The 21,308-nt window shown below is 44.3% G+C and carries 20 protein-coding genes and 2 pseudogenes; 8 read left to right on the top strand and 14 right to left on the bottom strand.

Features of this window, described 5'->3' with window-relative positions; translation table 11 throughout:
* The 3 genes from QT990_RS18930 to QT990_RS18920 form a co-directional block, all read left to right on the top strand.
* A partial coding sequence (locus QT990_RS18930; protein ID WP_333465626.1) for a transposase occupies positions 1-555 on the top strand: 555 nt, incomplete at its 5' end.
* Positions 556-745: 190 nt separating this feature from the next.
* Positions 746-1,654: a tetratricopeptide repeat protein gene (locus QT990_RS18925; RefSeq protein WP_333465625.1), complete on the top strand. Its 909-nt coding sequence runs from the start codon at positions 746-748 to the stop codon at positions 1,652-1,654.
* Positions 1,655-1,911: 257 nt separating this feature from the next.
* The gene (locus QT990_RS18920; RefSeq protein WP_333465624.1) at positions 1,912-2,781 is read left to right on the top strand and encodes a Uma2 family endonuclease; all 870 of its coding nucleotides are present in this window, start codon (positions 1,912-1,914) and stop codon (positions 2,779-2,781) included.
* A 318-nt stretch (positions 2,782-3,099) separates the two neighbouring features.
* Here QT990_RS18920 and QT990_RS18915 read toward each other — a convergent pair whose 3' ends face one another.
* The gene (locus QT990_RS18915; RefSeq protein WP_333413054.1) at positions 3,100-3,324 is read right to left on the bottom strand and encodes a hypothetical protein; all 225 of its coding nucleotides are present in this window, start codon (positions 3,322-3,324) and stop codon (positions 3,100-3,102) included.
* 144 nt (positions 3,325-3,468) lie between these two features.
* On the opposite strand from QT990_RS18915, the pseudogene QT990_RS18910 reads away from it, so the two are divergent.
* A pseudogene (locus QT990_RS18910) lies at positions 3,469-3,929 on the top strand (Uma2 family endonuclease); the annotation flags it as partial.
* Positions 3,930-3,996: 67 nt separating this feature from the next.
* Here QT990_RS18910 and QT990_RS18905 read toward each other — a convergent pair.
* The 4 genes from QT990_RS18905 to QT990_RS18890 form a co-directional block, all read right to left on the bottom strand.
* Entirely contained in the window at positions 3,997-4,317 is a 321-nt protein-coding gene (locus tag QT990_RS18905; protein WP_333289088.1) for a helix-turn-helix transcriptional regulator, read from the bottom strand.
* A 116-nt stretch (positions 4,318-4,433) separates the two neighbouring features.
* Entirely contained in the window at positions 4,434-4,790 is a 357-nt protein-coding gene (locus QT990_RS18900) for a type II toxin-antitoxin system RelE/ParE family toxin (RefSeq protein ID WP_333413056.1), read from the bottom strand.
* A gap of 345 nt (positions 4,791-5,135) precedes the next feature.
* Complete coding sequence (locus QT990_RS18895; protein WP_333312282.1) at positions 5,136-6,863, bottom strand: succinate dehydrogenase/fumarate reductase flavoprotein subunit; 1,728 nt, start codon at positions 6,861-6,863, stop codon at positions 5,136-5,138.
* Positions 6,864-6,992: 129 nt separating this feature from the next.
* Positions 6,993-7,307: a hypothetical protein gene (locus tag QT990_RS18890; RefSeq protein WP_333104558.1), complete on the bottom strand. Its 315-nt coding sequence runs from the start codon at positions 7,305-7,307 to the stop codon at positions 6,993-6,995.
* Between the two features lie 522 nt (positions 7,308-7,829).
* Between QT990_RS18890 and QT990_RS18885 the strand changes: the two genes are divergently transcribed.
* On the top strand, positions 7,830-8,555 hold the full coding sequence (locus tag QT990_RS18885; RefSeq protein WP_333465623.1) for a lysophospholipid acyltransferase family protein: 726 nt from the start codon (positions 7,830-7,832) through the stop codon (positions 8,553-8,555).
* A 114-nt stretch (positions 8,556-8,669) separates the two neighbouring features.
* Positions 8,670-9,479, top strand: a complete 810-nt coding sequence (locus QT990_RS18880) for an alpha/beta fold hydrolase (RefSeq protein WP_333142665.1) — start codon at positions 8,670-8,672, stop codon at positions 9,477-9,479.
* 294 nt (positions 9,480-9,773) lie between these two features.
* Here the strand turns inward: QT990_RS18880 and QT990_RS18875 are convergent.
* Both QT990_RS18875 and QT990_RS18870 read right to left on the bottom strand, forming a co-directional pair.
* Positions 9,774-10,837 (bottom strand): ISKra4 family transposase gene (locus QT990_RS18875; RefSeq protein WP_333142681.1). Its coding sequence is split into 2 segments (ribosomal slippage): positions 9,774-10,681 and positions 10,681-10,837, totalling 1,065 coding nucleotides; the frame shifts between segments, so codons are not numbered across the junction.
* Positions 10,838-11,044: 207 nt separating this feature from the next.
* On the bottom strand, positions 11,045-12,436 hold the full coding sequence (locus QT990_RS18870; RefSeq protein WP_333300700.1) for an NB-ARC domain-containing protein: 1,392 nt from the start codon (positions 12,434-12,436) through the stop codon (positions 11,045-11,047).
* A 212-nt stretch (positions 12,437-12,648) separates the two neighbouring features.
* On the opposite strand from QT990_RS18870, the gene QT990_RS18865 reads away from it, so the two are divergent.
* On the top strand, positions 12,649-12,852 hold the full coding sequence (locus tag QT990_RS18865; RefSeq protein WP_333142663.1) for a hypothetical protein: 204 nt from the start codon (positions 12,649-12,651) through the stop codon (positions 12,850-12,852).
* Between the two features lie 300 nt (positions 12,853-13,152).
* Positions 13,153-13,569 (top strand): hypothetical protein, encoded by a 417-nt coding sequence (locus QT990_RS18860; protein ID WP_333465622.1) that lies wholly within the window; start codon positions 13,153-13,155, stop codon positions 13,567-13,569.
* 356 nt (positions 13,570-13,925) lie between these two features.
* Here QT990_RS18860 and QT990_RS18855 read toward each other — a convergent pair whose 3' ends face one another.
* From QT990_RS18855 to QT990_RS18825, 7 genes and pseudogenes are all read right to left on the bottom strand, one after another.
* Entirely contained in the window at positions 13,926-14,366 is a 441-nt protein-coding gene (locus QT990_RS18855) for a hypothetical protein (RefSeq protein ID WP_333465621.1), read from the bottom strand.
* A 75-nt stretch (positions 14,367-14,441) separates the two neighbouring features.
* The gene (locus QT990_RS18850) at positions 14,442-16,037 is read right to left on the bottom strand and encodes a tetratricopeptide repeat protein (protein WP_333465620.1); all 1,596 of its coding nucleotides are present in this window, start codon (positions 16,035-16,037) and stop codon (positions 14,442-14,444) included.
* Positions 16,038-16,370: 333 nt separating this feature from the next.
* On the bottom strand, positions 16,371-16,808 hold the full coding sequence (locus QT990_RS18845; protein ID WP_333465619.1) for a hypothetical protein: 438 nt from the start codon (positions 16,806-16,808) through the stop codon (positions 16,371-16,373).
* Between the two features lie 321 nt (positions 16,809-17,129).
* Positions 17,130-18,324 (bottom strand): annotated as a pseudogene (locus QT990_RS18840) (RNA-guided endonuclease InsQ/TnpB family protein).
* 103 nt (positions 18,325-18,427) lie between these two features.
* Positions 18,428-19,222 (bottom strand): RNA polymerase sigma factor, encoded by a 795-nt coding sequence (locus QT990_RS18835; protein ID WP_333465618.1) that lies wholly within the window; start codon positions 19,220-19,222, stop codon positions 18,428-18,430.
* A 385-nt stretch (positions 19,223-19,607) separates the two neighbouring features.
* The gene (locus QT990_RS18830) at positions 19,608-20,180 is read right to left on the bottom strand and encodes a DUF2996 domain-containing protein (protein WP_333142658.1); all 573 of its coding nucleotides are present in this window, start codon (positions 20,178-20,180) and stop codon (positions 19,608-19,610) included.
* 183 nt (positions 20,181-20,363) lie between these two features.
* Positions 20,364-21,251 carry a hypothetical protein gene (locus QT990_RS18825; RefSeq protein ID WP_333142657.1) on the bottom strand — a complete coding sequence of 296 codons (888 nt, stop codon included), beginning with the start codon at positions 21,249-21,251 and terminating at the stop codon, positions 20,364-20,366.
* Positions 21,252-21,308: the final 57 nt, after the last annotated feature.

The following is a 21,308-nucleotide window of genomic DNA, read 5'->3' as shown; positions in this document are numbered from 1 at the left end:
CAGGCACTTCACCGCGAGTTGAAATCACTGCAACGAAGATTAAAGCATCAAAGAAAAGGGTCTAATAATTGGCTTAATCTCCAGAAAAAGATTGCTAGAATTCATCAAAAAATCAGTGATACCAGAAAGGATTGGCACTATAAATTAGCTCATCGGTTATGTGACCAAGCAGGAATGATATTCGTTGAGGATATCAATTTTAAGGCTTGGGCAAAGGGGATGTTCGGTCAACATACTCTCGATGCAGCCTATGGTCAATTCTTCTCGATTCTGTCTCATGTGTGTTGGAAGCGCGGGGTGTATTTTGCTCGTGTTGATAAAAACTATACGAGTCAAATTTGCCCCCAATGTGGAACCCATACTGGTAAGAAAACCTTGGATGTCAGAATCCATAGTTGTCAGTCCTGCGGGTACACCACTCATCGCGATACAGCAGCAGCACAAGTAATTAGAGACAGAGGTATCCTTGCGGTCGGGCAGCCCGTGAGTAAAACTGCTTCTGGAGGCGTTCTATCGGGGATCGATAGTAATATCGGTCTAGAGTCGAGCCTGTGAGAGAAGAATCCCCCGCATTGTATGCGTGGGGAGTGTCAACATATTAGCTGCAAGTAAAAGGCTGCTTTGTCCGTTCGGACTTTGAAGTTAAAAACATTTACGGTTGCACCGATCGAGCTAAATGGCAGATGCCCCCCGGCGATGCGTTAATTCTTAGAAAATAGTAGATTTAAGCTGGGATAGTTGAATTATGGAAAAAGCAAACAAGCGTCGTGGGTTGATTACTGTCGTGGTGGTGCTGTCGCTCATCGCTTTTTTGGGATTTTCCCTTGTGCCAATTTTAGACAGTATTCTCAAGGCCAGCCAAGCGCAAAGTCGATCGACTCCAACACCTACTCAGACGGCGCCGTCTGGGGATAAGCAATCAGAGTTGCTGCAAGCTCAGGCGAGGGGGTACGAATTGGTTTTGCAGCGGGAACCTGACAACGTAACGGCTTTGCGGGGATTGTTGCAGGTGCGACTGGAGTTGATCGGACAAGGAGTGGGCGACATTAAGGATGCGATCGCTCCTTTGGAAAAGTTGGCTGCCCTGAATCCTGAGACTACTGAATACGGGATTTTGCTGGCTCAGGCTAAGGAACGCACGGGCGATCGCGAAGGGGCTGCTCAAGCTTACAGGTCAATTTTAGCGTCTAAGCCTGGGGAAATTAAGGCTTTGCAGGGGTTGGTGAATTTGCTGCTGGTGCAGCAGCGGCCCGAAGCTGCGATCGGACTGCTGCAAGATACGTTGAAGGCTGCTCCGGCTGCAAATCTGGCGAAACCGGAAAGTGTGGATGTAACTTCAGTGCAGTTGATTTTGGGACAGGTTTATGCTGTGCAGAAGCGCTACGAGGAGGCGATCGCAATTTACGACGAATCTGCTAAGGCTAATCCCAAAGATTTTCGCCCGACTTTAGGAAAGGCGATCGTGCTGAAGGAACAGGGCAAAACAGATGAAGCAAAAACGCTGTTCGATCGAGCTACTGAGTTAGCTCCTCCTAACTATAAAGACCAAATTAATCAGTTAGCTAGTGGCACTCCTTCGCCTTCTCCTGCGGCTGCGGCGACTCCCGAACCGGCTGCTTCTCCTAGTCCTGAAGGCGCGCTACCGAAACCTTAAGGAAAGTTTTGAGAGAAAGAGTTTTGAGTTTTAAGTGAAAGAGTTGTAAATTTTTAACTTAATACTTACCACTCAAAACTACTCGCTTTATTCCTAATTACGCAGGACTTACGAAAATAAACCCGGTTTCTACGATAAATCTTGGTTGAACGACGACAGATACAGGTCGAAACCGGGTTTATAAATCCTCGCGCCCAGCGTCCTGTTACCGACTACCAATTACTAATTACCAATTAGGTAAGACCTCGGAGGGAATTATGACCCAAAGCGTTGACCGCGTTGTTCTACCTCCTGCTTTTCCAGACCACACTCAATTACCAGAGTCAGACGGTACTTTTGTGAAAAACTTTCAGGAGCATCCGCAAAGTTTAATTTTAACTGATTCCCTCGGCCAGATTTTGCAGCAGCGACATCCTGACGGACAATATGCGATCGGTCAAGACTGCGGCATTTACTGGCGAGAAACCGAGCCGGCGGAAAAAGGTGCAGAAGCTCCTGATTGGTTTTATGTTCCCAATGTACCTCCTAACATTGACGCTCAAATTCGGCGTTCCTACGTGCTGTGGCGGGAACACATAGCACCGTTAATTGCTTTGGAATTTGCGAGCGGGAACGGTGATGAAGAGCGCGATCGTACTCCTTTATCTCGCACCGATGAAGGGGTAGTCACTAAACCTGGAAAGTTTTGGGTGTACGAACAGGTGATGCGAATTCCCTATTACGGCATCTATGAAATTAACAGCGGTCGATTAGAAGTTTATCGGTTGATGGAGGGGTATTATCAACTGTTAGAACTCAATCAGCGCGGTCATTTTCCCATTGCATCTTTAGGCGTAGAATTGGGGCTTTGGCAAGGCAGTTATCAAAATCAAACAATGCTTTGGCTGCGTTGGTGGGACGAGGAAGGTAATTTGCTGTTGATTGGCGATGAAAGAGCAGAATTAGAGAGATTGCGAGGGGAACAACAGCGGGAAAGAGCCGAGAGTGCAGAACAGGCACGACAAGCTGAATTTCAGGCAAGAAGGGATGCAATTCCCCGGTTGTTGGGAATGGGTTTGAGTGTCGAACAGGTGGCGGAGGCGTTAAGTTTATCCGTGGAGGAAGTTAGGGATAATGCTGGAGAGTGAGATAGTGAGAGAGAATTGGGGAAAAGGGCGATCGGTCTTAATAGACTTCATCATGAGAACCCCTTTTGAGCAATAAAATAGCTTCCTCCTCATCTTCTGGATCGGTCACAAACTCAAATAAAATCCGATAATCATAATCTATTGAACACTACCAGATACCCGATAAATCTCCTGTCAGTTTGTGAGTTCGCAAGCTGGGGTTAAAGCAGTCTTCAGACAAAAGTTCAAGCGTAGCTTCAATTAAAAGGCGAAGCTGAGGATTTTTACGAACCAACTTTTTGAAACTACGAATAGATTTGGGAGTCCAACCAATTTTCATCAATCATCTAACTCCGCCATAAAATCGGCTACCGAACCAAATTTAACATTGCCCTCAGCATACTCTTGACGAACTTCTGCAACTTCCTTGAGTAATTCATTTCGTCGCTGTTGTCGCAGACGATTCTGAAGAATCTCTAGAAGCAGGGCTTGATCTTCTAATGATAAAACTTCTACAGCTTCAAGAGCTTGCTGGAATTGAGATGTCTGTGTTGTTTTAGTCATATATTATTTTTAACTGTTTAGAAGTACGAAATTTTTTATGGTTTTCGCAAGATTTATCCTATGCTATAGCCCAATACGGTTCTGTTAAGGAAAATTGTAGCGAAAATGTTGAGTTTCGTTCCTCAAGCCAACCTACGCACTACTAAACCGGGCAAGTTTTGGGTGTACGAACAGGTGATGCGAATTCTCTATTACGGCATCTACCAAGTTAATAATGGCAGATTAGAAGTTTATCGGTTGATTGACGGGTATTATCAACTGTTAGAACTGAATCAGCGTGGTCATTTTCCCATTGCACCTTTAGGTAGGCGTAGAATTGGGACTTTGGCAAAGCAGTTATCAAAATCAAACCATGCTTTGGCTGCGCTGGTGGGACGAGGAAGGTAATTTGCTGTTGATTGGTGATGAAAGAGCAGAATTAGAGAGATTGCGAGGGGGAACAACAACGGGAAAGAGCCGAGAGTGCAGAGCAGGCACGACAAGCTGAGCTTCAGGCAAGAAGGGATGCAATTCCTCGGTTGTTGGGAATGGGTTTGAGTGCCGAACAAGTGGCGAAGGCGTTAAGTTTATCTGTGGAGGAAGTTACCCAGAATTATCACGGCTGAGATAGTTTTATCGGGATAAAGTTAACTTCAAATTCTCGAAGATTCTCAAATTTCAACTGTCTGCTTCTCAGCTTTTGGAAGAAGTAATAGCGAGTGCCACATCCTCGCGAGTTGCTCCCAGCGCTAGCATTGTCCTTACCATCAAATCAAGAGAAACAGACGGATCGCCAGCTTCTATTTTAGCTACCCGTGACTGACTAGATTTAATTTTCTTAGCCAAATTTTCTTGAGAAAGATTTTGACTAATGCGAAGCTGCTTCAAGCGTTTAATTAGAGACAGCTTCATCTCAATAAAAGCAATTTCTTCGGCTGAAAGTTCTAGAAAGTCTGCGGCATCTCCCACCCGCCAACCTGCTGCTTCTAAACGTTGACGTTTAATGGCATCCATTGTAAATATTACCTCTTTTAATTATATGAATTGCAAAGACCAAGGATTGTGAATGGTGAATTGTCTCTCAATTTGTAAGGTGGGCAATGCCCACCCTAAAGGAAGTCCTGAAATAACTAGGTTTCTCCTGAGCTTCGATCGTACGATCTCAGTCGTCTTTGACAGTTTTCAATCATGCGCTTAGGCGTTTTCTGGGTGTTTTTTTGAAACACATCTGCAATGACAATAGCATCTGAGTCAATCCGGTAAATAATTCGCCACTGTTTATCGGCTTCACTATCATTGATCCGCAATTCGTGGCAGTGAGGGCTGATGCTTGGCATAGGTCGAGAGACAGGCATGGCTAAAATTTCTCCATTTTGTAACATCCTTAATAAAATCCCTACCTCGATTCGCGCTGAGGCCGAAAAAGGAGGAGTTTTTACTTCGCCTCTAAGCCAAACAACATCCTTGTTCTCGCCTTGGGATTCCATAAATTAGGTACAGTCCAGTCATAGAGTTTACAATAATATGTCGTATCTGACATAATTATAGCCCAATATGACTAAAAGTGGTACGAGAGACTAAAGAGTGCCGAATTTCCTCTCAATTGCTAAGGTACGCATTGCCAGCCAGCCCGCGTCTTGGTGCGATCCTCTTCGAGGGCTGCGCTAACGACTGATTTGCGTCATTCTAGGCGGTGGCGATCGGCAATAAACCTGGTTTATTACCGATCGCCTTTTAAAAGAATCAGATTTAACGATCGCCCCCTACGCAATTTCAAGCGTTTGAGGGATTTCTTCACAACCTTAACAGGGCTGGCAATGCCCACCTACAAATTAATACTTCCTCTCCTGCGGCTCAAACATCGTAATCGCCACCGGCATATAAGCCAAATCAATCCCCGCCGGCGAATAATACGCCATTGTATGCTTCAAGAAATTGCCGTCATCGCGCTCAGTAAAATCTTCCCGCGAATGAGCTCCCCGACTTTCCTGGCGGTTCAAAGCAGAAGTTAAAATCATTTTTCCGACAATAATCAAACTCCGCAACTCCAAAGCTTCCACAATTTCCGTATTCCACAACTTGCCTTTATCGTCTAAGTAAACCTCCTCATATTGTCGCTCTAAATCCTCCAATTTCTTTAAACCTTCCTGCATCAATTCGGCGCTACGAAATACACCACAATACTCAGTCATAGTATCTTGATACTGCTGCCGGATTTGATTGATGCGGTATTTTCCGGGACGCTCTACAAGTGCCTGAATTTGCTCTTTTGCTTCCATAATATAACGCTGTTCGTCTACTGTCGGCAACTTGCGATTTTGTACGAATTGTGCTATGGTTGCGCCAGTAACTTTGCCATAAACGACGCATTCTAAAAGCGAGTTGCTGCCCAAACGGTTGGCGCCGTGAACGGACACGCAAGCTGCTTCGCCCGCTGCAAAGAAACCGTCTACTAAACTGTCAGGACTGCTGCGAACTTGGCCGCTAACATTAGTAGGAATTCCCCCCATTGAATAGTGAACCGTAGGGCGCACGGGCATCGGCTGATTTACGGCATCAATTCCTAACAAACGGTGGGCTTCTTCCCAAGCAAAAGGAATTTTGCTCATAATTTTTTCGCGTCCCATGTGCCGCAAATCGAGGTAGATAAAGGGGCCGCCGGCACTACCATCAACATTAATCCCTCGGCCGGCGCGAATTTCTATGGAAATTGACCGCGAAGTGATATCTCTGGGCGCTAATTCCATCCGCGACGGCGCATAATTAGCCATAAATCGATCGCCCTCTGAATTAATCAAATAAGCGCCTTCGCCCCGCACAGCCTCGGAAATCAACACTCCCACGGGATACAAACCAGTCGGGTGAAACTGCACAAACTCCATATCTTCCAGCGGCAATCCAGCTAAAGCCGTCATCGCCAAACCGTCTCCCGTCGAGGCGTAATCGTTCGACGTGGTATTGTAAACTCGGCCGTAACCCCCCGTAGCAAACATCACCGCCTTAGCACGGACAACCTCAATTTGACCGTCTAGAAGGCGGTACATAACTACCCCCTTGGCTTGGCCTTCTTCCAAAATCAGGCGCGTGACATACCACTCCTGATAGATGTGAACTCCGCAGCGGCGCAGATTGTTGACTAATTCGTGGAGGATGGCGTGACCGGTTTTGTCGGCGGCGTAGCAGGTGCGGCGGTGGGAATGTCCGCCGAAAGCGCGCTGGGCAATTCTGCCGTCTGGGAGGCGGGAGAAGAGGACTCCCATGTGTTCTAAATCTATGACTACACCGGGTGCTTCGCGGGTGAGGATTTCTACCGCGTCTTGGTCGGCTAAATAGTCTGAACCTTTTACTGTGTCGAAGGCATGGGCTTTCCAACTGTCTTCGGGATCGACATTTTGGAGGCTGGAAGCCATGCCCCCTTGGGCTGCGACGGAGTGCGATCGAATCGGGTGAGTTTTGGCGACGACAGCTACCTTTAAACTGGGGTCAGTCCGAGCAATTTCTACTGCGGCGCGGCAACCTGCTAAACCGCCGCCTACAATGATTACGTCGTGTTCTAGCATCTTTTTGAATTATTTTGAGTGTTCTGCTCAACTTATCGTGACGCAAAAAAAAACTTCCTACCAAAAGAGCAGGAAGTTTTTTAACTTTTGATTTGAATGGGAAATCAAAAGTTAAAATTTCACATTGGACTAGCCGGCGCTTTCGATAGGCTGCTGAGTGGACTGATTTCCCGTTGCAGAAGGTTGAGTTTCCGTACCGGGTTCTACAGCAAGCACTTCAATGTTATTTAGCAGAGTTGTAACGAAAGCAAACAGCAAGAAGGGCAGAGACAGCACTAAAATCAAGCCGACGGTAGCCAAGGCGAAGATTTGGCGGGCGCTACTCCACAAGGCGAGTGCCGACGCTAGACTTAGGAAGATGACTATCAGCCAAACAATGATTTGACCGTAAATGTCGCCAAAGGTGAGCGTACATTTAAGGCGATAGTTTTGGATGTTATTCATTTGATGCCTCGCGAGATTGCTATTACGACTTGTCCAAAAATACTTTGACAGTGTGTCAATGGCCACTGTAAATTTCTAAGTTTAGCTGCCGCAACCTGGTTTTAGGGCTGTTTTAAACATTTTTATAGAAGTTTGCAACAACACTTTATGAATTTTTGTTTCTGACTGGGAAATTTGGCCGAAACAAGACTTACGCACTCCGACAAAGAAACCGGGTTTTTTACTGTTTTGGCGGGCTGTAACGCGTCTTTTCGCAAAAAACCCGGTTTCTGGCAACCCCTGCGTCCAGGACTAAGCTGTTCTGAATCTAAATCGTATTTTTTGTGCGGGCTTTCTGGCCCAACCCCTACTCCCCACAAGAACTTTATCAAATTTTAGTTCACAGTTTAAATGTCCAACAGCTTACGAAACAAAGGCACAAGGGTAAAGTCTACTTTTTGAGGGAGCCCCGACTTGGTAAAGAAATGTTAAGCTGCGGGGAAATGGAATCAACCTTTATAGCGTCGCACCTGTCTTTCGCCCATGTCTTCAGAGAGCAAATTGCTGATTTCGCGCTGTTTCCTGGCTGGTTTAGGAACGCAGATGTTTATGTACCGCGAAGACCGGATTCCCCAAGAGAGTCCGGTTCTGGTGGTGAGCAATCACCGCAGTTTCTTAGATCCTGTGCTGCTGACGGCGGCTTTGGGTCGATCGATCCGCTTTGCTTGTCATCATTACATGGGTCAAGTTCCGGTGATGAGGGAAGTAGTCACGACTTTCGGCGCTTTCCCCTTGGAAGCACCGGAACACCGACAGCAGCATTTTTTCTCTCAAGCGACAGCGCTACTGCAAGGCGGGGAGATGGTGGGGGTGTTTCCAGAGGGTGCAGAACCGATGGTGAAGCTGACTGGGCCGAATACTGTGGGGAAGTTTCAGCGGGGATTTGCTCATTTGGCTTTGCGAGCACCGGTGCGGGATTTGGCAGTTTTGCCGGTGGCGATTAGTTCTTTTGAGGAACAGTCAGTACGATCGGGTGTACCGCTGAAGTTGTTGAGTTTGTTTGATCCTTCGGAACCGCTGTTCGATCGATCTGGGTGGCATCCTGTGATAATTTATCAGCGAGTTAATGTTTTAATCGGTCGGCCTTACTGGATTACTGTCGAGAGACAGCAGCAATATCAAGGCAAAAAAGCCAAAGCTGTTGTTGCTGAACTCACGAACCACTGTCAGGGAGAAATTGCAGAATTACTCCAACGAGGTTGTTTGTAAGTTTGTAAGTTTGTTGGCTGTTGACTGTTGACTGTTGGCTGTTGACTATTGGCTGGTGTCAGATTTCCAATCTAAAATCTAAAATCTAAAATCTAAAATCGCTTGACTTGAATCATGGCAAATGCTAACAACAAGATTCGTTTCCTAACCCCCAAACCGCCGAAACCCGATCGCCCTTTATTTGTATTTCTGCCCGGTATGGACGGGGGCGGTTTGCTGCTGCGCTCCCAAATTCCTAAATTAGCCAATCATTTCGACATCCGTTGCTTAACTTTACCTGCGGACGATACGCCTAGTTGGGACGTACTGGTTAGCGAAACAATTGCCTTAATTGAAGCAGAAAAGCAAGCCGGAAAGCCGAAGCGGCCGGTTTATCTGTGCGGCGAGTCATTTGGGGGCTGTTTAGCGATGAAAGTTGTGTTAGAAGCTCCTCAAGTGTGCGATCGATTAATTTTAGTCAATCCAGCTTCTTCGTTTCGACAGCAGCCTTGGGTGCAGTGGGGCTCGTATCTGACTCAGTGGCTGCCGGCCAACCTTTATCCGCTGTCGGTAATCGGTTTATTGCCGATATTAGCATCATTAGGAAAGATTGGGCGCGACGATCGGCGAGCTTTGCTAGAAGCGATGCAAGCAGTACCGCAAAATACGTCTGTGTGGAGATTGGCGTTAGTGCGATCGTTTAATGTTGACGAAAATCAGTTGCGCGGCATCAAACAGCCGACGCTAGTAATTGCTAGCGGTGCCGATCGGCTGCTGCCTTCTCTAGTAGAAGCGAAGCTTTTAGTCAAGGTAATTCCCAAAGCCGAAATGGTGCTGCTTGCTAACAGCGGTCATGCTTGTTTGTTAGAAACAGATGTTAACCTTTATGGGATTATGCAAGCTCGCAATTTTTTGACAAATAGGTCATTAGTTATTAGTTATTAGTTTAGTTAGTGCTACAAAAACTGACCGTGCGTAGTGCGTAGGTTGGGTTGAGGAACGAACCCTCCGTTTCACTCCGCCCAACATTTTCGGTATGATTTTCCTTAACTGAACCGTATTGAATTATGCTCAATCTCAAGCTTCCCGAACAAAGACGAAAACTTTACATTGAAATTGCACTGCGTAGATGCCGTCCCGGTAGTGGCAGCAGTCAAGATTTTCTGAATAAAAGAACTTGGAATCATCCCGTGACAAACATTAAAAGGGAGCATCCCGATTTTGCAAAAAGCAAAAATATTAAACTGCAAATTCACCATTCAAGTAGGCACAACGAAGTTGCAACATTTGAGAGACACTTTCAGATTTCCACTGCGCTCCTGAAATTTTGAGCCTTCTACCTATCTGCTTGACCGCTGATTCTACCGCTCCCGAACCAATGGAACCTGGTTGCAATTCCTGACAAGTTTCATAGTCCACAAGTCGAAAACGGTGTTTTTTGAGGTAGGCACGGAAATTAATCACTTGCCGACGATGGCAGTTATCAAAAATGGCGATCGCATCTTCCACCCGACCACGCCATAACAAGGCCTCAGCAAGTTTTATCCGCTTACCGGAGCCACCCACTTTATACAGATTTTCTTTCAGGTGATACCAGTCTAGGATTTCTTGCCGTTGTTCCGTTGTCCCTATTTCCTTGAATAAATTCCAGACACCATCGTGACCATCTCCTAAACAGATTACAGGATTAGTTAGCGGCTGACTATTCGCCCAATCGGTGAGGCTTAAGTTATCTTGGAAGAAAGCGCCATAGTAAAGGTCTTGCAAGCGCACTGCCTTATAGTCGCGCCACTCACACGGAAGTCCCTGTTCTGTTCGGAGTCGCACTTTACCGCCATCTATGCTGACTTGTGCGATCGCACCTTTAGCTTGCAAGACGGAAAATTCTTGGCGCTGCACTTGCCTGTGTTGACTGCTATGACTGACATAGACTCCTGTGAGGGTGGCTAGGTCAACAGAGGCATTTTGGTACGACTCAGAAGCCGAAAGTAAAAAACAGCATTTTTCTAACAGAGGACTTCTACGGCTGTAAGGCTCGATCCCCAAGCGGTTTGCTTGTTTTTGTGTAATGAAGAGCCGTCCTACACAACTGTTGAGTGTGCGCGATCGCCCTTTAACCGTTTTGGTTACTTTTTGGATAAAAAAAGGGCAACTTTGGGGCTGACATATTCTAACATCTGTTGACGTACTACTTTCTCAAGCCTTTCTAAGGTAGCTATTTCTGCTGAATCTGTATTTTTGTAAAGGATTTGCGCTATTTCTTGAATACAAGCTGATAAGCGTAATTGTTCTTCGGGAGTTATGCTCATTTTTTTCCCTGATCTACTGTTTTGATTTTAGCTGCTGGCAGTCTATTTGCAAAATCGGGATGCTCCCTCTAAGTTTCTCACAGGCCGCAGCAAAACTTTACCGTCATTACCACTTATAGCTACTTGCTTTCCATCCAGGCTAAAACTTACAGAGCTCGAAGTTTCTTGATAATAAAACAAGCGATCGCCTTTCTCATTACCTTATTTTAGAAGAATTTGGGAATTTGCGATCGCATACTCTATCCATAAGGGTTTGAGAGTAAATAAACTTTCATCCTCTACTATCTTTTTTAATAAATACCGTCTATTTAAAGACCGTAAACCATCAGCAATATCGGTTATAGGCGAAGATAAACACGACTTCAAATCATCTATAGAAAATGCTTGTTTTGGCTGAGTGAGTGCAAAAATAATTTGTTGTTCTATTGGCGACAGTTCGATAAATTTTTGATTAAAAACCGACTTTAAATCCTCATTCAATAATGTGCTATTTTCATTAAGAAAACTGCTAACTTTGCCTGAAAATACGTCTTTAATTAAAGTTCCAATATGATGTAAATATAAAGGATTACCATCGTATAAATCAATTAATTTCGACCAATATTCTCGGTCTGTTAATTTGAAATTGCTCAAAAACTCTACATCATTTAAGCCGTTTAATTCTAATGTTTTAATCAGATCTAAATCATTATCTAAAGATACCATTTCTCGACATTTTTCTTGACTTATCAAAATTAAACTGCTTTGATGTTCAATTTGAGTTGTTATTTCAAATAAAGTTTTGTAATCACCATATTCTGGCTGATATTGTCCTGCTAGTTGACCCTTAATAAAAATATTTTCCAGATTGTCCAGAACAATTAAACATTTTTTCTGACGGAATATTTCAAATAACTTAGTTAATCGATCTTCGATATTTGTCAAACTTTTATTTTCATCGGATAAACGATTTAAAATATTAGTTAGTAAATCATTTAATGATTTAGGAAATTTGAGGCTTCTCCAAATAATCACTTCAAATTGTTGACTGTTTAAATCAATAAATCTTTTAACTAGAGTAGTTTTGCCAATTCCGGTTAATCCTAATACAGCAATTAAAGGAATATTTTGAGTAAGTATCCATTCTGAAAGGGTAGCGAGGTCGGAAGCGCGATCGTAAAATTTAGTAATTCTGGGTGCAATTGATAAATCTTGGTAATTAGATAGAGGATTAATTTCTGCTTCTGAAGTATCATTATTATGTTCGGATTTAGAAGTATTTGAATAAATATTAAAATTATGATTGCCTACAACATTAACATCATTTGCCTTAACAACCTGTGAGCCAATATATTCCATTCTTGCTGCCTCTATTGTGCTGAGAAAAGTTGATTGATTAACAGCTTTTTTTTGTAATCCTAATTGTGTTGAGATGATTTTGTAAAGTTTGGCGGCTATGTCAGCAACATATTTCTCATTATACCCATGATTTTTTCCAATATCACCATAAGTTTGGTCTTGGCAGATTCCTTCTATTGCTTTCTTTTGAATATCGCTCAAGTGTTTACCTGTTTCCGCAAAGACCAAGCGATCGACTGTTTCCTTAATATCCATAGATTGCATATTATAATCATTATGAGAAGGATTATTTAACGGTAGGTCTACTATATTAGATTTGATCCAGATTTGTCAATATTTTTCCAGATTTTCCCATATTTTTCTATATTAGCATTCCCTAGAAAAATCTAGAAAAATCTGGACACATATCAAATTAGCCTAGCTACGATTAGATTATTGTTTCTCTCTCCTAATAGGAGGAAAAGATCATGAGTTCCAAAAAAGACGACCACATATTGGAGCAAATGCGTCACAATGCTCACTTGGCACACGCTGGCCATCAGCTTAAACATCAAATGCAGCATACGCAGCAGCAATTTTCTGCTCCTAAGTTATCGGTGACACTAAATCAAATGCCTTCAGTATCTTTAAAACCTCTTATGGGAGGTTTCGGTGGGTCTGGCGGTTGCTAAACCACACAATATGATGTTTGCCTGAATGCTTTTCTTGTAGGGAGTTTGTCTACTAAGTCTCTACAAGATTGCATCACATTAATTAAACGGACATCATATTAGATATCATCAAAGCTAAATAAGAGTGATAGATTAACTTCACTCTTATTTTTTTGTCAGCGCGTAAGTCCCGATCGGGAGCATCCCGATTTTGTAGGATATATTTGCAAATTCGGGATGCTCCCCATTAAAACGATCATTCAAAAAACCCTTTTTGTTGTAGTCGGAGGGATTGCTACTCGGCTCTATATGCCTGAAAGAATGACCGATGACGTGGCTATTTTAGTATTAACTCAAGATGCTGCTAATCTTTATCGAGAATTAGAGCAAGCTGGTAGCACGAGAACGGGAGAACTTAGCATTGGTGGCAGCACTTGGGAATTGCCTGATGGTACTTATTTGGATGTAATTGAATCAAGAGATTCTTGGGTAAGAGAGGCAATTACAAATCCAAATAAAGCACCCGATGGATTGCCAATTATCGGATTGCCTTATCTGGTCTTGATGAAACTACAAGCTAGTCGCGGTATTGATATAGGAGATTTAACGCGGATGTTGGGAGGGGCTGACGAAACTGCTTTGCGGTTGGTAAGAAGGGCTGTACAAGATTTCCTGCCTGATGCTGTGGAAGATTTAGAAAGTTTAATTGTTTTGGGAAAGCTAGAAAGGAGTGAGTAATAATGGGACACAGGGACACCCCCTGACCCCCCCGAAGGCAGGGTGGATTAATTGTCGCAGGAGCAAGGTATTATAGTATTTGCGATCGGGTCAGACCCGATCGCAAATACTAGGATACATTTAAGTAGATGAGTGGGAAAATACATAAGTATGTCATTGTTCGTTAAACGTCGCAATTCGCTTAAGGTTCTAGCCGCTTTACATTCGGTTACACAGCAAGGTTTATTTGCGCCTACCTACTTATCCTCTGACAATAAATCCACCCTGCTTTACTACTCGTGAAACATACTTAGTCTGGTCAGATTCTGACTTTTTCAAGCCTAGGCCTTTAGATGTGCGCTTCCTGATGTAATTCTTTATTCTTGCGTCGCACGTACACGAACAGATCCACTAAACTCAGGCCTGTTTCTTTGCATATTTATTACCTTTACCGGATATATACCCATTCTTTTGGATATACATTGTTCTTTAGGGCTAGCCTGTAAATCTTCTATTTTTACGTCTATTCCGCCCACCCTGTCGGTGAGATAAAGCAATTTTAGGTTACCCACTAAGTTATCAGTTGTCTGGAAGCAAAGCGTTGTATTCCTCATATCTTTTGGCATTAAGTTCAATGTCTCTTGAGGACCGAGAGTCTTCTCTCCTAATAAAATCGTTTCTGCTAAGGCTGTACCAACGAAACCCAAAGAGATACCAGCCGCAGCGATTAAAACCGCTGGTAGTTTTTTGACAATGCTCATACGACAATACCTCGTTTGTTGAAATTTACGTTGATTAGTGTTTTTTTCTTCCCACATCTTTTAGACGTTTTCCCACCCCAATTGGGGAATTTTTCGAGTTACGAGCATTATTTTATCTCCAAAAATCCACCCTCAACCCCTAGAACCCTTCCCCTTCTTACCTTTCAACCGCAGCAAACTCTTCTCAACCTCCCCACGCGCTGGATACAATAACTGCTGACTCAAAGCAATTTCATAAGCCTGTATCGCCCCCAACTTATCCCTCAACCCCACGCAAGCTCTCCCTAACCAGTAGTCAGCCATAGCCCCGTTAAACGCTCTCAATTCCTGACATCCCTCACCGGCAACTTTCCACCAGCGCTGACTAGCCCCAACATCCCCCAGCACCTGGTAACTCTCCGCCAGCCACAACGCCGTCGGCACGAATTGCAGAGAAATTCCCGCTGGTAACAACTTCCATCCTTTCTCCAACGCCTCCACCGCTTCTTGATGTTTAAGCGCCAAAGCCAACACCCGCCCATGACGAAACCAAGTATCAACTAACTGCGGCTGAAGTTTTGTGCCCTGCTCAGAAACACTACATCCTCGTTCAATCTCTTTGAAGTGTTCCACCAACACCCGCCCCGCAGTCGCCCAAACACTCCAACGTTCAGGAAATCGTTTCAGCATCTGTTCTACCACAAAACGCAATTCTTCCCAGCGTTTGGCAGCCGGTAAAATTTCACACAAGACCTGATAAATTGCACAATTATCGGGATACAGTTGATAAGCATTCGCCATCATCTGTGCTGCTTTTTGATATTCTCCCGTGTCGTATAAGCACCGGCCATAGTAATACCAACCATAAGGATAATTGGGGTGTTCGGTGGTAAACTCTGCTAATACCTCCACACCTTGCCGCCAATCGCCTCGGAAAATGTGATAATAGCCCAGAGAATTGTGAGCCTCAGCCCCATGAGGAGTTTGTAGCAGTAAAGAGGTAATCATCTTTTTCGTCAGTTTCCCCTCTTCACCAGAAACTAATCTCATCTGAAGACGTTGCTCAATTTGTCGTTGCAGTACCCTAAAATCATTCGGAAATAGAGCTATAAGCTTGCTCAACTGCTCTGTTGCGGCGCTCATATCCCCCACCGCCAGATTCGCATCTTGGCTGTAAACCAACGCCACAACATCATCTGGGTTGATTGCCAAAATTTGCTCAACAGCACTGAGCACGCCAAGATGATTTTCTATCTGCTGATACACCTGTGCCAAAGCCAGCCAGTGAACGACTTTTTCAGGTTCTAAATGAGTTGCTAAATTAAAGGCAATAATTGCTTTGTCACTCTCACCCCGACAAACTGCAATCAATCCCTTGATATGATGCTGAGTCGCTTCGTTTTCGTAACACGACAAGGCTTTTTCATAGACTTCTATTGCCTCTTTTTCTCGTTTCATTAGCTGCAATAGTTTCCCTAGTTGCAGCCGCACACCCATTAATTGCGCTTGTCGCTCAATCACTTGATGATATTCGGCAACCGCTTGTTGCCAGTCTCCCATCTGGTAAAGCAAATTAGCTAGTTCTAACCTTTTTTTCCATCCTTGGGGATATTTCTGAACATACTTACTTAAAGAGTTCAATTTCTGCTCTTGTCTAATTGGCTTTTCTTCTAAGAAAAAGTGAACATTCATCTCTAGCCCAGAAGATTGGCAGAACTGCACCAATGATGTGGCAAAGTGTCCAGACATAATTTAGACTGGCTATAGATAAGGGGAAATAGAATAATTTACCTTGATCAGATTATGTCTTAGTTACTCAAACTGAACAAGCCAAAAAAGATTAATTATTATTAAGAAAAATTAATGTAATCGCGTCAATCAATGGCTCTCTCGTAAACAAAAAGCGATATCTACAACGGGCGTTGCCTACGCACTCCGAAAAAAAGCGATCGCGCCCTTCGTCGAGTGGGCAAGATCGCTTTTTCTTCAAGTTTTTGAACACTGAAATGGAGCAGCACTAAGTTGGTAATGTCCCCAAAGCCAAAGAGATTTCACTCTCACGCATTATGGATTATTTTACCTTTACATTTTTCTGGCTTCATCAAATATATTGTTTAGCTCATCGGAGTCCTTACGGTTGGCAGATTCCACTGTATCGTCTGCCCAAATTGTTAGCATTCTAAAACATAGCTTAACTGATAACACTTTTTGAGTGTTGCAGTAATCAAATAATCTTGTCTTCCTGTCTGCTGGATTCTTCCATATCTCATCAAATGCTTTGAACGTGGCATATCCCCCAGGTACTCTACTCAGCATATCCCTGAACTGACCAGCAATTAAATAAGTATCTGGTGTTAAATTTAACTGCCTAGATGGAATACTTTCCACAGGAAGTTTTACTGTGTCTGACTGAAACTTTTCAGAGGTAATCGAGTTGGTAGCAGCAAAACTGCTTATGGATGTAGATGACCACAGGAGACTTGCCACAAGTGCGATCTGGATTTTGCGGGATGTACTCATTTTTTGTTAAGAAGGATGTAACTAAGGCCTGGACTCTAAGCGGTTTTATCTGACCGCTTATTTATTAGTTAGACGTTTTCCCACCCCAATTTGGGAATTTTTCGAGTTACGAGCAAATTTTCTCCCCAAAAATCCCCCCTCAACCCCTATAACCCTTGCTCCTCTTACCGTTGAGCCGCTGCAATATCGTCTCAACTTCCCCACAGGCGGGATAAACAACGGCTGACTCAACGCACTTTCATCTCCAGACTGGAAGGGTAGTAGAGATGTAGGAATGATGGGTTGACACTCCCCGGCCTTGAAGGCGCGGGGATTCTTGGATCATCCAGTCGATTTGCTTGTTGATGTCACCACCAGCGAGTAGAGATCGGTCTGTCCCCCAGCGTGAATTCCGGCGTGCCCCGCCGTATTTAAATTAAATTTTGCCTGCTTTAACCCTTTCGCCAAAATGTTCAACGCAGCATTGTGGTCGCGATCCAATATCGTACCGCAACCACAAATATGGGTTCGAGTTGACAGGGTTTTCTTGACTAGATTGCCGCAATTTGAACAGTTCTGAGAGGTGTACTGTGGTGGAACAGCAATGACTGTTTTGCTGTACACTTTCCCGAAATATTCCAAATAATGATCAAGTTAGTGACCAGGCTGCATCGCTGATTGATTTAGCGAGCTTGTGGTTTTTAACCATATTCCGAACCTGAAGGTCTTCGTAGGCTACAAAATCGTTAGATTTTACCGCGCCGGGCGTCGTCTTTATGGCGAAGTCTTTACGCTGCCTGCTGACTTTCCGGTGTTTTCTTCCTAACTTGTTGATCGCCTTTTTCCGGTTCTTGGAACCTTTCTTTTTCCGAGAAACTCGCTTCTGCAATCTCTTCAAAGCTTTTTCACTCTTTCGGAGGTAGCGAGGATTAGGAACTGTTTCGCCGTCGCTATCAGTATAAAAGTGGTTCAATCCCACGTCTATTCCAATAACCTTACCAGTCGGAACAAGTTCCTCTTTCCGCTCCACGTTGATACAGAATTGGGCGTGGTAGCCATCGGCACGGCGCACAATCCTAATTCGTTTAATCTCATCAGGCGCATAAAAATGCAAATCCCGACTACCGATTAACTTGAATCTCCCAGCAGCAAATCCATCTTTAAATGTTAGGCATCTTTTGTCACTAGAAAGCGACCAACCGGACTGCTTGTACTCAACAGAGCGAGTATGTTTCTTGAACTGCGGGTATCCTTTTTTTCCTGGCTTCTTAGCTTTGCAGTTAGCAAAGAAACGCTGGATAGCAAAAATGGCACGTTCGGCGGAAGCCTGACGTGCCGTCGAATTAAGCTTGCCTGCCCATTCAAACTCTTTTGCCATAACGGCGCATTGTTTGTACAGGTCTACTAGCTTAATCCCTTGATTATCTATCCAATGTCTAAGAGTTTTGTTTCGCACAAATTGAGCCGTCCGAATCATGTTGTCGATGATTCGATACTGCTCCGCTTTGCCCTTCAACTTAAACTCTAATACTATCATTTCAATAGTCTACCACTATTACAGAAACTTTGATTTGCAAGTCTGTATCTTTAACGAATCTTCACAGTCTCTGTAATTAAAGCCGTCCTATAAGGACGGGGCTTTAGACCCAATTTCTTGGTAAAGTTTCCAGACATAGTACGGTGACTTGATAGCTAATTTCTTCATCCTGGCTTTTTGGGGGAATTAGTGATTCCCAATTGCATTGGGGTTGAGACTTTTCTGGCAAAGGAATTACCAACTTTAAGGCGGGCGAGGAAGAATTTAGAGGAGTATCATCTTCACCGGCCAGATATTTGGTTAAATGCCTTCGCAGAATTAGGCAGGCTTTGCTCACGCATTTGCGGACGTTTTCTTCAGAGCATAGAAATAGCTTGGCAATATCTTGATAAGATTTATTTTGGTAGTGGTATAAGACAAAAGTATCGCGGATTCTGGGAGGCAAGGAGTCAATTTTGTGGTGGATATATGCCTCCCATTCTAGGTTCATAATATTAGGTTCAGTAAATCCTAAGTTAGAATAAAGTGCGGGATAATCTTCAAGTTTAATCTCGTCTATGTTTTCAATTATTAATGTTTCTCGTTTTCGTTTTCGATGGAAATCTATGCAGAAGTTATAGAGAAGTTGAGTTAACCAAGCTTTAGGACATTTAATTTGAATTCCATAGTTTTGCCATTCTGTCCAGGCTTTAAGCATTGCCTGACTCAATACTTCTTCGGCATCGAGTGGGTTTGAGTTCATCCACTTGAAACAGCAATGGGAAAGATAATCTTGATGCGCCTGCCATTCTTCCCAAAAAATTGTATTTTTATCTTCAGTTTCATCCCACAGGATTGATGCCGCCACTGATTGAGAAGATGACCTGATTTTCTGAGTTCTCTGGCTATTGCTTTCCATTTACAGGAGATTCCACATTTATGAAGTACACCAGCCTATCGTGAGCTTCCCCATAGGGATACTCCAAGATCCCGTTGGTGTCAACAATCGCCTGAAAGCCTGTGATAAATCTCGTTTTTACCTGAGTCCAGATCCCCCTAAATCCCCCTTAAGAAGCAGGACAGTTTCATTCTCGGTAGGGGCCGTGCTACCCCTACTCCCCGTGCCGGCCCTCTTGGTCTGATCTGCCGATCAAATCCTCTAGGTCGGGGGTAGGCATTCTTGGCACTACAAGAGTCAAAATTCATGTTTTTGGTGAGAATGAAACAGCCCTGCCTTAAGAAGGAGAGTAGGGGTTGACTTTGAGTAAGTTATTGTCCCCCCCTCTTCTTATCCCGAACTCAGGTTAATTAAGATTTAGCCATTTTTGAGCGTTAAGCCGCTGGACGACGCCAAACACCATGAGGTCTAGTGTTACCTTGCGCTCATCTATCAAAAAAGGCTCTAAAGTGCTGGTTTTGGTCTTATTTTCCGCGCAGGAAAAGGCTCTTTGACTTTGAATATTTTCTTGAGGAAAATACAGGTTAAATTGGCGCTCTCCTTCTTGGAATTTACCAATTACCTGCCAGCAATCCCCGGCGGAACTCATCCCAAAAACGGGAAATTTTTGCTTGGTAAAACTCACCTCTAAATCCTTAACGCCCTGCTTAGTCAAAGCAGTTTGCAAAGCGGGCAAATAATCTTGTTGAATAAATTCCGCAAAGGGCTTGTCTTCAACAGCAGGTGCTTTTTCCTTTTTAGCTTTAGCTGGGGGCTTGTCGCCTTCGGCCTTGGCTGCGGGCTTTTTAGCAGCCGGCTGAGGCTTGTCAGTGCTGGGAAAGTCGCTTGTCTCGGCTGTGTCGGAACTCGGGGCGTGATCGATCGACGCACTGGGAGTTTCCGATTCGCCAGCGGTAGGATTTTTCGGTTCTTCTGACATTAACGCTTCCTGGTAAAAGTGATTGGGTAAGGAGTTGGGAGTTGAGCAAGCGGGCGCTCGACTTTCTTGATGGCACACATTTTATCGAAAACCAACCTGAGAGAATGGCTAGTCAAAAAAATTTGAACTGAAAACACTCTCACAGGGCGATCGCCAGCAAACATCACAACTCCTTTGGTTATTCTAAATCTCAGCGACAGCTCGTTCAATCAAACGGCGGGCGAGAGTTTGAACACCGGTGTGTTCGTAGTAGTTGGTAGTCATGTCGAGGAATGCGCCCACGTAGTCCACCTTGTCTGCTGAAATATCTACAAAATTCTGCAAGTGGCCGAGTACGTTTTGGGGAGTCAAACCTCGATCGCTCACAAAAGAGCTCATCCAGCCAGAAACCGAGTTAAAGCTTTCGCCGATAAAGCCCAACTGGCCTGCGGGAGAGCCCCCTGGAATCATGCCGCCGATCGACTTAAAGGCCGAATTATCTTGCAAATCGTTCGGGGAGAGCCTCTGAATCCAAGACTGAGTTGCCATGATAAAGTCTGGGCCCAGAGGAATCAAACCATCGAAACAAACCAAAGCAGCCATCCGCATCAGGGATTCGCCGCCGTAGTCACCCAAGGATGCGGCAAAATCGCCGATGCTGTCGCCGGGAATGCCGTTGATTTGGCAAAAAGCGAGCAACTCAGTGACTAACTTCAGAGAAAGGTCGATCGTTTGAGCTTTTTCCGGCTTGGGAGTGAGATTGCCGAGCATGGACAAAAACGGCACATTTTGGGAGACTTTGTTAGCGAGGGCGGCAGTGCCCAAAGCCTTGTCGGCACTGTCGATCGTTTGGTAGAGCCAGAGAGCGCGCTGGTAGCCCTCAGATTTATCGTTGTACAGGTAGATGGCGCGCTCGCCAATTTGCTGGATCAGTTCTTCGTCTGTTTCGCCAGTAACGGTGCGAATGGTATTTTCAAAGCCAACTAAATTGTTCCACTCACCGGGAACCACAAAGTCAAGCGCTCGCAGGGCTTTGACAGTCATGTTGTCTTGAGGCAGTTGATCGACTAATTCAAAGACTGTTTTGCTCACAAAAAACTCCTTATGCTGGAACGAAAATCAAAGGTATTACTTTTGGCAGATGGCAAA

The organism is Microcoleus sp. T3_B1 (assembly GCF_036700445.1).
Taxonomy (GTDB): domain Bacteria; phylum Cyanobacteriota; class Cyanobacteriia; order Cyanobacteriales; family Microcoleaceae; genus Microcoleus.
This window is presented reverse-complemented; position numbering and strand designations above follow the sequence as displayed.

Coding starts and splice junctions, on each gene's coding strand:
- QT990_RS18855 (WP_333465621.1), bottom strand. CDS start 14,366: ATGTGGGAAGAAAAAAACACTAATCAACGTAAATTTCAACAAACGAGG.
- QT990_RS18900 (WP_333413056.1), bottom strand. CDS start 4,790: ATGGAATCCCAAGGCGAGAACAAGGATGTTGTTTGGCTTAGAGGCGAA.
- QT990_RS18895 (WP_333312282.1), bottom strand. CDS start 6,863: ATGCTAGAACACGACGTAATCATTGTAGGCGGCGGTTTAGCAGGTTGC.
- QT990_RS18885 (WP_333465623.1), top strand. CDS start 7,830: ATGTCTTCAGAGAGCAAATTGCTGATTTCGCGCTGTTTCCTGGCTGGT.
- QT990_RS18865 (WP_333142663.1), top strand. CDS start 12,649: ATGAGTTCCAAAAAAGACGACCACATATTGGAGCAAATGCGTCACAAT.
- QT990_RS18860 (WP_333465622.1), top strand. CDS start 13,153: ATGACCGATGACGTGGCTATTTTAGTATTAACTCAAGATGCTGCTAAT.
- QT990_RS18920 (WP_333465624.1), top strand. CDS start 1,912: ATGACCCAAAGCGTTGACCGCGTTGTTCTACCTCCTGCTTTTCCAGAC.
- QT990_RS18880 (WP_333142665.1), top strand. CDS start 8,670: ATGGCAAATGCTAACAACAAGATTCGTTTCCTAACCCCCAAACCGCCG.
- QT990_RS18925 (WP_333465625.1), top strand. CDS start 746: ATGGAAAAAGCAAACAAGCGTCGTGGGTTGATTACTGTCGTGGTGGTG.
- QT990_RS18830 (WP_333142658.1), bottom strand. CDS start 20,180: ATGTCAGAAGAACCGAAAAATCCTACCGCTGGCGAATCGGAAACTCCC.
- QT990_RS18890 (WP_333104558.1), bottom strand. CDS start 7,307: ATGAATAACATCCAAAACTATCGCCTTAAATGTACGCTCACCTTTGGC.
- QT990_RS18835 (WP_333465618.1), bottom strand. CDS start 19,222: ATGGAAAGCAATAGCCAGAGAACTCAGAAAATCAGGTCATCTTCTCAA.
- QT990_RS18870 (WP_333300700.1), bottom strand. CDS start 12,436: ATGGATATTAAGGAAACAGTCGATCGCTTGGTCTTTGCGGAAACAGGT.
- QT990_RS18915 (WP_333413054.1), bottom strand. CDS start 3,324: ATGACTAAAACAACACAGACATCTCAATTCCAGCAAGCTCTTGAAGCT.
- QT990_RS18850 (WP_333465620.1), bottom strand. CDS start 16,037: ATGTCTGGACACTTTGCCACATCATTGGTGCAGTTCTGCCAATCTTCT.
- QT990_RS18905 (WP_333289088.1), bottom strand. CDS start 4,317: ATGGATGCCATTAAACGTCAACGTTTAGAAGCAGCAGGTTGGCGGGTG.
- QT990_RS18845 (WP_333465619.1), bottom strand. CDS start 16,808: ATGAGTACATCCCGCAAAATCCAGATCGCACTTGTGGCAAGTCTCCTG.